The sequence below is a fragment of the Kitasatospora sp. NPDC048545 genome (assembly GCF_040651155.1).
Taxonomy (GTDB): Bacteria; Actinomycetota; Actinomycetes; order Streptomycetales; family Streptomycetaceae; genus Kitasatospora.
Genome location: NZ_JBEZIQ010000045.1, coordinates 13,855 through 27,789 on the forward strand (window position 1 = coordinate 13,855; position 13,935 = coordinate 27,789).

Annotated in this window: 11 protein-coding genes; 6 read left to right on the top strand and 5 right to left on the bottom strand. The window is 72.5% G+C overall.

Translation table 11 applies throughout. From position 1 onward, the window contains the following. Positions 1-104: 104 nt before the first annotated feature. The gene (locus AB0D10_RS33040) at positions 105-2,504 is read right to left on the bottom strand and encodes a lamin tail domain-containing protein (protein WP_360262656.1); all 2,400 of its coding nucleotides are present in this window, start codon (positions 2,502-2,504) and stop codon (positions 105-107) included. 771 nt (positions 2,505-3,275) lie between these two features. Between AB0D10_RS33040 and AB0D10_RS33045 the strand changes: the two genes are divergently transcribed. The 6 genes from AB0D10_RS33045 (at position 3,276) to AB0D10_RS33070 (ending at position 8,808) form a co-directional block, all read left to right on the top strand. Next, positions 3,276-3,425: a keywimysin-related RiPP gene (locus AB0D10_RS33045; RefSeq protein WP_360262657.1), complete on the top strand. Its 150-nt coding sequence runs from the start codon at positions 3,276-3,278 to the stop codon at positions 3,423-3,425. 52 nt (positions 3,426-3,477) lie between these two features. Next, entirely contained in the window at positions 3,478-5,274 is a 1,797-nt protein-coding gene (locus tag AB0D10_RS33050) for an asparagine synthase-related protein (protein WP_360262658.1), read from the top strand. A 124-nt stretch (positions 5,275-5,398) separates the two neighbouring features. Further along, on the top strand, positions 5,399-5,656 hold the full coding sequence (locus tag AB0D10_RS33055; RefSeq protein WP_360262659.1) for a lasso peptide biosynthesis PqqD family chaperone: 258 nt from the start codon (positions 5,399-5,401) through the stop codon (positions 5,654-5,656). Then, positions 5,653-6,087, top strand: a complete 435-nt coding sequence (locus tag AB0D10_RS33060; protein WP_360262660.1) for a lasso peptide biosynthesis B2 protein — start codon at positions 5,653-5,655, stop codon at positions 6,085-6,087. The genes AB0D10_RS33055 and AB0D10_RS33060 overlap by 4 nt, the downstream gene beginning before the upstream one ends. An 88-nt stretch (positions 6,088-6,175) precedes the next feature. Next, positions 6,176-6,964: an IPT/TIG domain-containing protein gene (locus tag AB0D10_RS33065; protein ID WP_360262661.1), complete on the top strand. Its 789-nt coding sequence runs from the start codon at positions 6,176-6,178 to the stop codon at positions 6,962-6,964. Positions 6,965-7,467: 503 nt separating this feature from the next. Then, positions 7,468-8,808 carry a GH1 family beta-glucosidase gene (locus AB0D10_RS33070; protein WP_360262662.1) on the top strand — a complete coding sequence of 447 codons (1,341 nt, stop codon included), beginning with the start codon at positions 7,468-7,470 and terminating at the stop codon, positions 8,806-8,808. A gap of 331 nt (positions 8,809-9,139) precedes the next feature. Here the strand turns inward: AB0D10_RS33070 and AB0D10_RS33075 are convergent, their stop codons facing one another. From AB0D10_RS33075 to AB0D10_RS33090, 4 genes are all read right to left on the bottom strand, one after another. Next, positions 9,140-10,264, bottom strand: a complete 1,125-nt coding sequence (locus AB0D10_RS33075; protein WP_360262705.1) for a M6 family metalloprotease domain-containing protein — start codon at positions 10,262-10,264, stop codon at positions 9,140-9,142. Between the two features lie 176 nt (positions 10,265-10,440). Then, positions 10,441-11,607, bottom strand: coding sequence for a M6 family metalloprotease domain-containing protein (locus AB0D10_RS33080; protein WP_360262663.1), 1,167 nt, complete (start codon positions 11,605-11,607; stop codon positions 10,441-10,443). A 21-nt stretch (positions 11,608-11,628) separates the two neighbouring features. Further along, positions 11,629-12,906 carry an alpha/beta fold hydrolase gene (locus AB0D10_RS33085; protein WP_360262706.1) on the bottom strand — a complete coding sequence of 426 codons (1,278 nt, stop codon included), beginning with the start codon at positions 12,904-12,906 and terminating at the stop codon, positions 11,629-11,631. Further along, positions 12,906-13,916 carry an oligopeptide/dipeptide ABC transporter ATP-binding protein gene (locus tag AB0D10_RS33090; RefSeq protein ID WP_360262664.1) on the bottom strand — a complete coding sequence of 337 codons (1,011 nt, stop codon included), beginning with the start codon at positions 13,914-13,916 and terminating at the stop codon, positions 12,906-12,908. The genes AB0D10_RS33085 and AB0D10_RS33090 overlap by 1 nt, the downstream gene beginning before the upstream one ends. Between the last annotated feature and the right edge of the window lie 19 nt (positions 13,917-13,935).

Consider the following 13,935-nt stretch of genomic DNA (forward strand, 5'->3'; position numbering starts at 1 on the left):
CGCGGTCCGACGGTGCACCGGCGCACCTGCGCACCCGGCCCCCGGAACGGCCGGTGCCGGCCTCCCCGCGAGCGGGGCGACCGGCACCGTCGGAGCGGGAAGCGTCACGGCAGCGGGATGCGCACCACCTGCGGGTCGTGGTCGCTGAGCTGTGCGCTGAACTCGCTGTTGATGTGGACGATGTCGTAGTCATACGCCATGGCCGCCAGGGCGCCGGAGATCAGGATGTGGTCCAGCACCTGCGAGTTGCCCTCATACACGTAGGTGTAGCGCTCGGGCAGCGGCAGCGTGCGCGGCAGGTCGGTGAGCGAGCCGCCGGCGGTGAGGATGTCGACGGTCTGCGAGAACTCGAAGTCGTTGAGGTCGCCGAGCACGATGACCGAGGCGTTCGGGTTCACGGCCAGGATCGAGTCGGTGAAGGACTTCACCGCGGTCGCCTGGTCGTGGCGCTGGTTCTCCGAGGGGTGGGCCGGCTGCTGGTAGCGGCCGAACAGGGGCTGGTCGCCGCCCTTGGAGTCGAAGTGGTTGGCGATCACGAAGACCGGCTTGCCGTTCCAGCGGAACTCGCCGGCCAGCGGCTTGCGGCTGGAGTTCCATGCCGCGTTCGCCGGGTCGATCCGCCCGGGGGAGTACGCCAACTGCGGTGTGCCGCCCGCGTTCACCACCGAGTCGGCGGTGGTGGACCCGGCGCCGGGGCGGTCGGTGAAGGACAGGCCGCGGTCGGTGCGGAACAGGAACACCTGGCGGATGTTGCCGCCGGGCTGCCCGCCGTCCTGGTCGTTGACCGGGTCGATCTCGCGGTAGGAGTACGCGGGGCCGCCGGCCGCCGTGATGGCCGCGGTCAGCTTGGCCAGCGTCTGGGTCGCGCTCACCGTGCCGTCGTCGGTGGCACCGCTGTTGTCCTGGATCTCCTCCAGGGCGACCAGGTCGGGTGCGCGCAGGTTGGTGACGATGCCGGCCGCGAGGCCGTCGAACTTGCTCTGCGGGTCGGAGGGGGCGAGGTTCTCCACGTTGAAGGTGGCGACGGCGAGCTGCCCGGCCGTCGGCGCGGCGGTGACCTCGGGGGCGGTGCCGCCGGGGGTGACCGTCGGGGTCGCCGTGACCTGGAGGGTGAAGTTGCCGAAGGCGTAGTCGAGCACGCCGACGGTGGGGCCGGTCAGGGTGTCGCCGACGTTCGCGGTCGGGGTGGGCGCGAGCGCCTTCCCGAGGACGACCCGCTCCGGGTTGCCGTCGTTCGCCTGCAGCAGGATGCCGCCCCGGTTGGTGCGGGTGGTGCTGCCCTGCGGGACGACCGGCACCTCGCCGTACGTGTTGGACGGGCCGACCACGGCGGCGTCGTCGATCTCGACCCGCATGCCCTCCAGGGACTCCCAGAAGTCCAGGCCGTCGGTGGCGGGCCGGTAGTTCCCCGCGGTCTCGACGTCGCCGGAGGTGACGCCGGAGACGACCGCGGACGGGGGTGTCCGCCCGCCCGGGCCGACCAGCGTGGCGGCGGGCAGCGGCGCGTTGTGGGCGACCACCGTGACGGTGGGCGCGGTGAGTTCGGTGATCGACAGGTTGGTGGTGCCGCCGGTGCCGCCCGGGCGGTACTGGCTGACGGTGGCGCTCACCGTGACCGAGTCGCCGACCGCGACCGACGGCGCGCCCGTGGTGTAGACGTAGACGCCCTCGCTGGTGCCGGGGTCGTTGTCGGGCTGCGGGTCCTGGTACCAGAACCCGTTGGGGCCGACCGCCGTCACCACGCCGGGCACCGCGCTGACCGCGCTGCCGGTCAGCGGGGAGGTGCGGGCGGCGCCCTGGATGTCGTGGATGCGGGTGCCGCCGGTGCCGCCGCCCCCGCCGGTGGAGGAGGAGTTGCGCGGCGCGGGCGCGCCGATCGAGAAGTCCGCGGCGTTGTCGTCGGTGTCGGTGGCGCCGCCGCCCGCGCGCAGGGCCGCGGTGGAGTTCGACAGGTTGCCGGTCGGCGAGCCCTCGGCGGAGCCGGCGCTGCTGCCGTACCCGACGAAGTCCTTCACGCCGGGCAGGCCGGCGCAGCCCGAACTGCAGGTCAGCGCCGTTCCGTTGGTGACGAGGGCGACCTTTCCGGAGGTCGCCGACATGGCGGTCGTCCCGGTGGCGTCGGCCGTCGGCAGCGCGGCGCCCGTCCCCGCCCCGGCGGCCTCCTGGACGAGGAAGTAGTGGCCGGGCGCGATCGTGCCGGAGAGGGTGGTCCGCGACCAGCTCGAACCGGCGGCCGAGGCGTACTGCACCGTCCAGCCGGTCACGGACACCGGTGTGGTGCCGCGGTTGTACAGCTCGACGAAGTCGTTGGCGTACGGGGCACCGGAGTTGCCGCCGCCGCCGTACACCTGGCTGATCACGACGTCGGGCGACGCCGCCTGCGCCACGCCGCCGGGCAGCGCCACCAGCGCCGCCACCACGGCCGCGGCGGAGGCCGCCGCCGACGCCCGGCGCCGCACGCGCGGCGCTCTCAGGCTGGTCCGGGGAATCGGGGTGCTCCGCATGGGGCTTACCTCCTGACCACCGTCCGGGCTCGTGGCCCGGCGGTGTGACCACGGATGGGAAAGGTCGGGCGCTGAGGTTGTAGCAGCGCCACCAGATCCCTACCGTCCGTGCCGGGCGACTGCCAGACGTACGGCGGAAGAACGTTTCTACGCGCGACAAGTGGGTGGACGGCCTCCGGATGCCCGGATGCCCGGATGCCCGGATGCCCGGGCGAACGGTCGGGAGCGGTACCCGGGGAAGCAGGGCGCGGGGAACCGTCCGGCGCGGAGGTCCCGGACCGGCTCCGGCTCCGGCCGCGGCGCCCGGCGGCAATCCGGCGCCGCGCGACCCGCCGACCGGACGAACCCGGAGAACCCGGATCCGGGCATCCCCGGTGACTCCAACTCGCCCACGACAAAACCACCGTGACGCCCACTCGGTGAAATCCCGGAGAACGGCCGGCCCGCCCGTCCGCGCCCTCGGAACCGGGTTCTCCGGCAAATTTGCCGGTTGCCCGCCGAAGACCGCCTGAGTACTGTCGGCCCCTGCGTCAGGGAGACCGTCACGGGGGTGCGTTCATGGTCCTTCCAGCAATGTGCAACAGCTGACCGGACATCGGCCGAAGCCGGCTCCGGTCCACGGTTCACCGGCGTCGGGCGCCAATGGTCGACGCCGCCCCGAACCGCCCGGATCCCGGCCGTGGCAAGGCCGATCCCCCCGCGAACAGGGGACGCTCTCCGAGCGTTCATTCCCACTCGGGCGTGATTCGCATCACGAGGGAGGAGATTGTCATGGAGAACAAGTCCGTGGAGACCGTCGAGCTCCAGGCCTACGAGACCCCCGAGGTCTTCGAGGTCGGCTCTTTCGCCGAGGACACCGGCTACATGGGTTTCGTCGGCGGCGAGCCGTGGGTGACCAGCATCCCGCGCAGCTGGTGGTAAATCCGCGCCGTGAGTGAGCGCGGGCGCTAATCCGTCAAGGGGGGCAGGGCCGGTGGAATTCGGTGAACAGTACTTCGTGGTCTTCCCGGACCATCCGAGGGCAGTCGCCGCCGCCGACCGGCTCCCCCCGGATGCCACGCCGCTCGTGTCGCACCGATCCGGCCGGCCCTGTCTGGCCGGCCGGATCCCCCCGGGACAGCTCCTGCAGGCCCGAGCGGGGGAGACCGTCCTCGCCGTCGTCGGCATCTGCTCCGCCACCCAGGCCGACCTGGACGCCCAGGCGGCACGGATCACCGAGCCCGCCCGGCTCGACGGGCTGTCGCTGCGCTGGTCGGGCAGCTACCACCTGATCGCCTCGGTGGGCGGACGGCTGCGGGTGCAGGGCACCGCCTCGGGCCTGCGCAGGATCAGCCACGGAACCGTGGACGGACTGACCGTCGCCGCGGACCGGACCGACCTGCTCGCCGACCTGATCGGCCCCGAACCCGACCCGGGCGCCCTCGCGCTGCGCCTGCTGGAGAACCTGCCGCACCCGCTGCCCGAACGCTCGCTCTGGAAAGGCGTCGAGACCGTGCCGCCCGGCAGCTGGCTGTCGGTGCCGGCCGACGGCCGGGGAGCCGCGGTGCACCCCTGGTGGCAGCCGCCGCCGGCCGAACTCCCGCTCCCGGACGCCGCGGTGGCACTGCACACCGAGCTGTCCGCCGCCGTCGGCGCCCGCCTCGCCCGCACCACCAGGCTGACCGGTGACTTCTCCGGCGGCCTGGACTCGACCTCGCTGCTCGCCCTGGCCGCCAAGGAGACACCGGTCGTCGGATTCACGATGGCCAACGACGACCAGGCCGACGACGACCTCCACTGGGCCGGGATCGCGGCCGCCGGACTGCCCCACCTCCGGCACGTCGTCTTCGGGAGTGACGAGGTGCCGGGCTTCTTCGGGGGCCTGACCGACCTCACGGCGCTCACCGACGAGCCCAGCCTCGCCGTCCTGAGCACGCCCCGGCTGCACGCGATGCGCGAACTCGCCGTCGGCCACGGATCCACCCTGCACCTGGACGGCCTGGGCGGCGACCAGGCGCTGACCGGCCACTTCGCCTCCTACCACGAACTGCTGCGCCGCCACCCGCTGATGGCCCTGCGGCGACTGCGCACGATCCGCCTGCTCAGCAGACTGGACCTCGGAGCCTCGCTGCGCACCCTGCTCGACGGCAGCTCCTACGGCTCCTGGTTCACCGCCGAGCTGAACGCGCTCACCACGGGCCGGGCCCGGCGCCGCAACCGCGTCTTCGACTGGGGCGGCGGACTGGCCCTCCCCGACTGGCTGACCCCCGAGGCGTCGGACCTGGTCCTCGCCGAACTGCGCGCAGCGGGCGAGCACGCCCGGCCGCTCGCCCCGAGCCGCGGCCGGCACAGTGACCTGGCGGCGATCCAGGACGCCGGACTGCTGGTCCGGTCGTTGCACCAGGTGGTCGGCCGTCCCGGGTACGGCGGTTCCTCCCCGTTCCTGGACGACCGGGTCATCGCGGTCTGCCTGGCGGTTCGGCCCGAAGAGCGCGTCACCCCATGGGAGTTCAAGCCGCTGATCAAAAGCGCCATGGCCGCCGACCTGCCCCGGCGCTTCCTGGAACGGCGCACCAAGGCCGACGGCGCGATGATCGCCGCCGAGGGCTTCGCCCGGCACCGGCTCGAACTCGACCGGATCTGGCAGACCTCCCGGCTGGCGGACCTGGGGCTGATCGACCCGGCCCCGCTGCGCGAGCTGTGCCGCCGCCCGTACGCGGGCGCCACGCACGGGGGGCGGATGCCCGTCGCCCTGAGCACCGAACTCTGGGCCAGGGACCGGCTGGGCTGAGCCCGGCCCGCCCGCTTCGGTTCTGCCTGCCTGCTCCGCCCATCTGCCCCTTCCCACCTGCCCTTCCCCGCCTGCACCGCCCCCGTCGGGCCGTGCCCGCCCGACCACGACGAGAGAGACCGGCATGACCTTCGCGCTTCACCCGGAAGTCTCCACCGCCGTCACCGAGTACGGCATCGTGCTGCTGGACGGCCGCGACGGCCGCTACTTCCAGCTCAACGGGACCGCAGCCACGGCCTTCCGGGCGCTGGTGGACGGCGGCACCGTCGAGCAGGCCGCCGAGCGGCTGACGGCCGCCTTCGACGTCACACCGGACCGGGCCGGGCAGGACGTCGAGCGGCTGGTCGCCAAGCTGGTCGCGCTCAAGGTGGTGGCCGGATGAGCGACGCGGTGGTGCCCGCCAGGTCCGGAACAAATCTGACGGTCGGTCAAAAACTCTGCGCCAAGGTGGCGGTGGGCCTGGCCAGGCTGCTCGCCCGGAAGTCGCCGGCCAGGATCCGCGCGCTGCTGACCCGGCTCGGCAGGGGCGCCCGCCCGGCGAGCTACGCCGAGGCGGAGGCGGCGCGCGACGCCGTCGTCGCGGTCAGCCTGCGCTGCGCGGCCTTCGAAGGCTGCCTGCCGCGCTCGCTCGCGACCGTCCTGCTCTGCCGGGCGCGCGGCACCTGGCCGACCTGGGCGGTGGGAGTCCGCGCCCGCCCGCCGTTCGGCGCGCACGCCTGGGTGGAGGCCGAGGGGCGGATGGTCGACGAGGGCGTGGACCCTTCGTACTTCCGCAGCCTCTTCACCGTCTCCGTGCCCGACCGGCGGGCCTGACGCGGGTCGGGGTCCAGGCGGCGCCGACGACACCGCCGCCGTCAACGCCTGGGACGCCGTACCGCTGGCCTGGAACAGCCTGGAGGAGGTGAAGCAGGACAACTGGTACCCGGCACCCGGCCCAGCGGGCAACAGCACCGTGCACCACCTGTTCGACGTTCTCGACGGGCTCCCGAAGGGCAACGGCTACGTGCAGCCCGGGGTGCGGCAGCAGGTGCCGTCGGACGGGGACTACTCGACGCACGACCCGGCACTGGTCAACAGCACGTCGGCGGACTTCCTGGGGCAAGTCGCCTACCAGCACGCCGACAACACCTACCTCGGCCTGCTCCAGGCCTCCATGCTCGCCCCCGGGCCGACGGTGACCGGCGTCAGTCCCGCCTTCGGCACGAGCGGCTCCACGGTCGTCATCGAGGGCAGCGGTTTCACCCCGGGCAGCGTTCTCGACTTCGGTCCCATCCCGTGCCCCGACCCGATCATCGGCGTGGGCGGCTACCGGATCAGCGCCACGGTGCCCGACGGCGTCGGCATCGTGGACGTCCGGGTCACCAACGTCCGCGGCACGTCGCCCGTCGAGCCGCTCGGGCAGTTCGCCTACGACGGGCCGGCGCCCCTGGTGGTCACCGGTATCGACCCGATCAGCGGGCCGGCGATGAGGACCACGGCCACCATCACCGGATCGGGCTTCCCCGAGGACGCCGGCGTGAACTTCAAGGACCGGCCGTCAAAGTCGGTCACCTGGATCTCGGACACCCAGCTCACCGCCACCGCGCCCCTGCAGATCGATGACGACCAGACGGTGGACATCACCGTGACGGCCGGCGAAATCGCTTCCGCCACCGGCCCGGCCGACGAGTTCACCTACACGGGCCTCTGAGCCGACGGCCGGAGCGGCCCGCCCCTCGGCCCCGGCCCCGGCCCTCGGCCCCCGGCCCTCGGCCCTCGGCCCTCGGCGCGGAGACGCCGCGCCCGGAGGCCTGCTTCACGTGTGTAGGCCCCGGTCGGCACCGGGGCCTACACCGGCATCAGACGCGCGCGCCACCGCCCGTTCGCGGCCGTTGCCCCCGTCGTGTGATCGGTGCGGATCGACACCCCTCGGAAGGCGGGTCGGGAGGCCACAGGCCGTGCTGGCCTGGGGTTCACCAGCCTCATCGCCTTCATGGTCGTCCTCGTCTACGCCTTGAACTCGCCCTTCGGAGGCCCGCTCGGGCTGAGTCCGGCGCCCTTCGCGGATGTCGGTGTCGGAGGCTGACCGAGGGGCCGGCGGTGCGGATCCGCCGTCGCCGACGTCGGCCGTCCCGCTGGTGTCCCGCCTCCTCTGGTGTTTCAGCGTGACGTCAGTAACATGAGCACTCCTCACGTTATCGTCAGGAGGCCGCCATGCCGGACCGCCATGACCTGCCGGCGGGGTTCCGCTGGGGTGTCACCACCGCCGCCTACCAGATCGAGGGGGCGGCAGAGGAGGACGGCCGCGGCCCGTCCGTCTGGGACACCTTCGTCACCCGCCCCGGAGTCATCCGAGGCGGGCACACGGGGGCGGTCGCCTGCGACCACTACCACCGCTACCCCGAGGACATCGCCCTGATGAAGGGCCTCGGGCTCGACGGCTACCGCTTCTCCATCGCCTGGTCGCGGATCCAGCCCGTCGGCAGCGGCCCCGTGAACCCCGCAGGCCTCGCCTTCTACGACCGCCTGGTCGACGCCCTGCTGGAGGCGGGGATCACCCCGCTGCCCACCCTCTTCCACTGGGACCTCCCGCAGGCTCTGGAGGACGAAGGCGGCTGGCTCAACCGCGACACCGCGTACCGCTTCGCCGACTACGCCGCCGCCACGGCCGCCCGGCTCGGCGACCGCATTCCGACGTGGATCACCCTCAACGAGCCCTTCGTCCACACCGTCTTCGGCTACGCGATGGGCATCCACGCCCCCGGCCGCGCCCTCATGTTCGAGGCCCTTCCCGCCGCCCACCACCAACTCCTCGGCCACGGTCTGGCCGCCTCGATCCTGCGTGAACGCGGCCTGGAGGTGATGCTCTCCAACAACCTCACCCCCGTCGAACCGGCCACCTCGAACCCCGCCGACCTGACTGCCGCCGCGGCCTACGACGCCCTCCACAACCGCCTGTTCACCGACCCCGTCCTCCTCGGCCGCTACCCCGACCTCTCCGCCCTCGGGGTCCCCGACGACATCTTCGGCGCGATCCGCCCCGGCGACGTCGACCTCATCCACACCCCGGGTCTGGACGGTCTCGGCGTCAACTACTACAACCCCACCCGCGTCGCCGCCCCCACCGACCCGAGCCTGCCCTTCGACCTCGTCGACATCCCCGACGTCCCCCACACCGCCTTCGGCTGGCCCGTCGTCCCCGACGGCCTCCGCCGACTCCTCGTCGGACTGCAGGAGTTGTACGGCACAGCTCTGCCGCCCATCACCATCACCGAGAACGGCTGCTCCGTCGACGAGTCCGCGGCCCCCGACCGGCTGCGCATCGACTACCTCGCCACCCACCTCGACGCCCTCGCCACCGCCATCGCCGAAGGCGTCGACGTCCGCGGCTACTACACCTGGTCCCTCCTCGACAACTTCGAATGGGCCGAGGGCTACCACCAGCGATTCGGCCTCGTCCACGTCGACTTCGAGACCCAGAAGCGCACCCCGAGGGCGTCGTACGCCTGGTACCGAAAGCTGATCGCCACTCACCGAGCGCTCCATTCAGGGTAGTTGGATTCCATGGTGGAGGGTGGGATGCGTGAGGTCCTGGTAGTCGTTCCGGGGCTACGTGGGGTAGCGCGGCACATCAGCGTCAGCGGAGTCAGGGGGAAATGACAGGGTGTCCAACAAGTCCGGGGCCCGTCACCAGCCGTTCAGGTCGCACATGCGCCAACGAACGGCCCGTCCTGCGGCTCCGGGCGAGGAACCGCAGGATGGGCTCGGGATGGTCGGACTGGGAGGGCTTGGGTGCCTTGGCCGGGGAAACCTTGCCGGCCGGCCGGCCGAGTGGGTGGTATCGGCGGCTACCGCAACAATCGTCCCCGCAGGCTCCTGGTGCCGGTCACCAGCGGCTGATCTGCACCGTGTCGCCGTACGGGCCGCCGCTGCGCACGGAGATCTGGACCCGGGCCGACCAATCGGTGAAGCTCTGGCCGGGCCGGTGGGCGGCCATGTCGAGCGGGGTGCAGCCGGTCGGCGGGGTGTCGGCGGGGTTGCCGTTGACCACGTGGACCGGGCCGTAGCCCGTTTGGACGGAGGTGTCGACGCGGTAGATCAGCACGCCGGTGGAGCAGGGGTTCTTGTCGGTGTACGCCGCGCGGCGGGACTCGGCGACGTAGGCGGTGGTGTCGCCGGTGCGGATCACCGCGATCTTGGTGCCTCCGATGTACTCGACCGCGTTCAGCTGGACGGTGGTCCAGCCGGGGGAGGGCAGGCAGGCGACCTGGTCGTCGTCGATCCAGCCCAGCTTCCAGGACTCCCAGCCGGTGTACTGCGGGGCCGGCCCGCCGATCCTGCCCATCAGGTCCCAGCCGCCGACGTACCGGTGCTGGTCGGTGCCGGTGAAGGCGTACAGGTCGGGCAGGCCGAAGGTGTGGCCCGTCTCGTGGTCGGCGATCCTCGGGCCCCAGTACCACATGTCCTGGCCGAACGTGACGGCCCATTTGATCCGGGTTCCGTTCGCGGTGACACCGCTCGTGGTGGGGTCGTACACGTAGGTCGGCGTGAAGCTGATGGCGGACGCCGTCCGGGGCGGGACGACGTAGATCAGGTCGTACTGGGAGAAGTCCGCGTAGGGCGCGGCGGCCGCGACGGCGTCGCGGACGTAGGCCTCGTGCTGCTCGAAGCCGATGCCGCGCTGGAAGCCGTACGCGGTGGAGGCTTGCGGCATGCGCAGCCAGCGGTCCAGCGGGGTGACGGCGAGCCAGGTGCGACCGTAGGAGGCCTGCCACATCCAGTCGGCCGCGGGGGCGAGTTGGGCGCTGTAGATGGAGGTGGGGCCGTCGGCGGGGGCGTCGGGGAAGTCGACGAACAGGGTGAGCACGCGTTTGGTGCCGAGCGGTTGCTGGAAGCGGGTGCGGTCGGTGTCGTGGCCCTCGTCGGTCCAGCCGGTGGTGCCGGACAGGGCACAGGCCGAGGCCGGGGAGCCGGCCGCCGCTCTGGCGTCCGGGGTGAGGGTGAGGAGCAGGACGAGGGCGCCGAGGAGGGCCAGCAGGGCGGCGTTCGGAGATCGCACGGATGTGCCTCCTGTGTGGGGGTGGGGGAGGAAGCCCGGCCAGGGCCAGGCATCCCTGGCCGGGTTGGGGCGCGCCGTGGCCCGGGGGTGGGCCGCCGGAGTTGTTCAGGGCGCGGGCGGGTGGACCGTCAGCTCGACTTGGTGACGGTGATGGTGTCGGTCATCGGCGTGCCGTGGAGGACGTCGATCCGGACCCCGGTTGCGGGGTCGGTGAAGTTCTGGCCGGGTTGCAGGGCGGCCATGTCGAGCGGGGTGCAGTCGGTCGGCGGTACGGCGGTGGGGTTGCCGTTGACGACCTGGACCGGGCCCTGGCCGGTCTGGGCGGCGGTGTCGATCCGGTAGACCAGGACGCCGGTGGAGCACGCGGACTCGTCGCCGCCGATCGCGCGGCGGGACTCGGCGACGTACGCGGTGGTCTCGCCGGTGCGGATCACCGCGATCTTGGTGCCGCCGGGGCGTTCGATCGCGTGCAGGCGGACTGTGCGGCGGCCGGCGGCGGGGAGGCAGGCGACCTGGCGGTCGTCGATCCAGCCGAACTTCCAGCGCTCCCAGCCCAGATGCTGCGGCGACGGGCCGGAGATGAGGCCCATCAGGTCCCAGCCGCCGACGTAGCGGTGGGTGTCGGCGCCTTGGAAGGCGTACAGGTCGGGCAGGCCGAAGGTGTGCGAGGTCTCGTGGTCGGCGACCTTCGGGCCCCAGTGGTACATGTCCTGGCCGAAGGTGACCGCCCACTTGATCCGCGTGCCGCCTGCCACGATGCCGGTGGCGGCGGGGTCGTAGAGGTAGGTGGGCGAGAAGGAGATGGCGGAGGCGGACTTCGTGGGGACGATGTACAGCAGGTCGTACCGGGAGAAGTCCACGTCCGGCCCGGCGGCCTCGACGGCCTGGCGGACGTACGCCTCGTGCTGCTCGAACGAGAGGCCGCGCTGGAAGCCGTAGCTGGTGGACGCCTGGGGCATGTGGACCCAGCGGTCGAGCGGGGTGATGTCGAGGCGGGTCCGGCCGTAGGAGTCCTGCCTCATCCAGTCCGCGGCCGGGGCGAGTCGGTCGTAGTAGTCGTCGCGGTCGCCGACCGCGGGCGCGTCGGGGAAGTCGACGAACAGCATCAGCACGTGCTTGGTGCCCAGTGGTCGGAGGAACTGCGTACGGTCGGTGTCGTGGCCCTCGTCCGTCCATCCGGTGCGGCCGGGCAGGGCGCACGCCGCGGCGGAGGGGGAAGGGGACGCGGTGGTCGGGGTGGCGGCGATCAGCGGCAGGGCCAGCGCGAGGGCGCCGGCGAGCAGGCGAGGGCTCAACTCTTTCCTTCGGGTGGGTGGTTACGCCCGGCCGGAGGCCAGGGCCATGAGGCGGGCGAGGACGCGTCCGTTCGAGGCGGTCACACCGTCGTGCTCCCACTCGTTGGTGATCCAGGCCCGCAGCCCGCCGATCGAGCGCGCGGTGCGCAGGGAGAGGTCGGCGTCCACGTACATGTCGTCGTGGTAGACGGCGGCGGCCACCGGTACCCGGTTGGCGGCGAGTCGGGCCGGGTCGTACAGCGTGGCCCAGTCGGTCCGTGCGGCGAGCAGGTCGGCGGCGTCGGCGAACGGGCGCAGGCCGCTGATCTCCCGGAACATCCAGGGGTAGATCATCTCGCCGGTGAGCAGCAGCGGGTCGGCGTCCTCGGCGAAGGCGGGGTGGGCGGCCAGGGCGCGCTCGGCGGCCCAGCCCGTGCAGGCGCCCGGGCGGCCGTAGATGGACTCCTGGAGGACGGCGAAGAGCGGGTTGTCGGTGAAGGCGGTCAGCTGCATGACCTGCTGGAGGAAGGCGGCGGTGGGCTCGCCGGCGGGGTCGAGGGACTCGTCGAGCAGCCAGTGCAGGCGGGCGGAGCCGTCGCCCATGCCGAGCATCAGACCGAGGGTGCGAAGCCGCCGTGCGGTGAGCCGGTCGCCGTCGGGAAGGCGGACCGCGCGGTGGTGGAGGTGGTCGGCGAGCCGTCGGAGCGTGAGCGGGTCACCGGGGTGGCGGAGGTAGTGGGCGACCACCTTGTCGCGCACTCGGGGGTAGGTGGCGGCGTACACGTCGTCGGCGGTGGCGTCGAGTCCGGGCAGGCCACCGGTGATGTAGCAGGCACGCAGGCCCTCGGGCGCGAAGGACAGGTAGCTGAGGGTGACGAATCCGCCGTAGCTCTGTCCGAGCGTCTCCCATGGCTCATCGCCGCAGAGGCGACGACGGATCAGCTCGGCGTCGGCGACGATCGAGTCGGCCCCGTGCAGCGCGAGGTGATCGGCCAGCTGCCGGGGTGAGCCGAACCCGGCCGCCGAGCGGGCGGTGACGGGGGTGGAACAGCCGGTGCCGCGCTGGTCGAGCAGCAGGACCCGGTGGGTCTTGAGGGCGTGGTCGAGCCAGCCGCCGGCGTTCAGCGGGCGGGGTGACTTGCCGCCCGGGCCGCCCTGGAGGTAGAGCAGCCACGGCAGTTGTTCGTCGCCGCGGGCCGGGTCGGCGACCTCCCGGGCGAAGATGTCGATGGTCGCGCGGCCGGCTTCGGCGTGGTCGAGTGGGACGGTGAAGACGTGGTCGGTCACCGCGAGTCCGGGTAGGCGGTGGGTGGTCAGGATCACTGTGACGACTCCGAGCTGTGGTGAATGTTCCCCTCGTTCCCCTCGCTCCGCTCGGCGAAGTGACAGGCGACTTGGTGGCCGGGCGCGATCACCCGCAGGGTGGGGCGCTCGCCGGCGCATCGGTCGGCCGCCCTGGGGCAGCGGGTGCGGAAGCGGCAGCCGCTGGGCGGGTCGAGGGGGCTGGGCGGGTCGCCGTGGAGCACGATCCTCTCGCGGGCGCGCTCGGCGTCGGGGTCGGGCAGGGGCACGGCGGAGAGCAGGGCGCGGGTGTACGGGTGGGCGGGGGTGCCGAAGAGGGTGTCGCGGTCGGCGGTCTCGACGACGGCACCGAGGTACATGACGGCGATCCGGGTGCTGATCTGCCGGACGGCGCCGAGGTCGTGGGCGATGAACAGGTAGGCGAGGCCGTGTTCGTCCTGGAGGTCCTTGAGCAGGTTGAGGATCTGGGCCTGCACTGAGACGTCGAGGGCGGAGACCGGCTCGTCGCACACCACCAGCTTCGGCCGAAGGGCCAACGCCCGGGCGATGCCGATGCGTTGGGCCTGGCCGCCGGAGAATTCGTACGGGTGGCGGTCGGCGTGCTCGGGTCCGAGGCCGACCCGCTCCAGGAGTCGTTCCACCGGCTCGTCGGGCTTCAACCCCTGGTAGGCGAAGGGCGAGGTGAGGATCCGGCGCACGGTCTGGCGGGGGTTGAGTGAGGAGAAGGGATCCTGGAAGACCATCTGGAGCTCGCGGCGGACGGGGCGCAGGCCGTGTTCGTCCACTTCGGCGAGGTCCTGGCCGGCGAACCGGATGCTGCCGGAGGTCGGTGGTTCCAGCCTGGTGAGCAGGCGGGCCAGGGTGGACTTGCCGCAGCCGGATTCGCCGACCAGGCCGAGGGTCTCGCCCGCCGCCACGTGCAACGAGACGCCGTCGACGGCGGTGACGTGGCCGGCGAGGCGCCGGGTGAGGCCGTGGCGGACCGGGAATCGCTTGACCAGGTCCCTGGTCTCCAACAACGCGGTCATGTCTGCTCCGCAAGGGTCG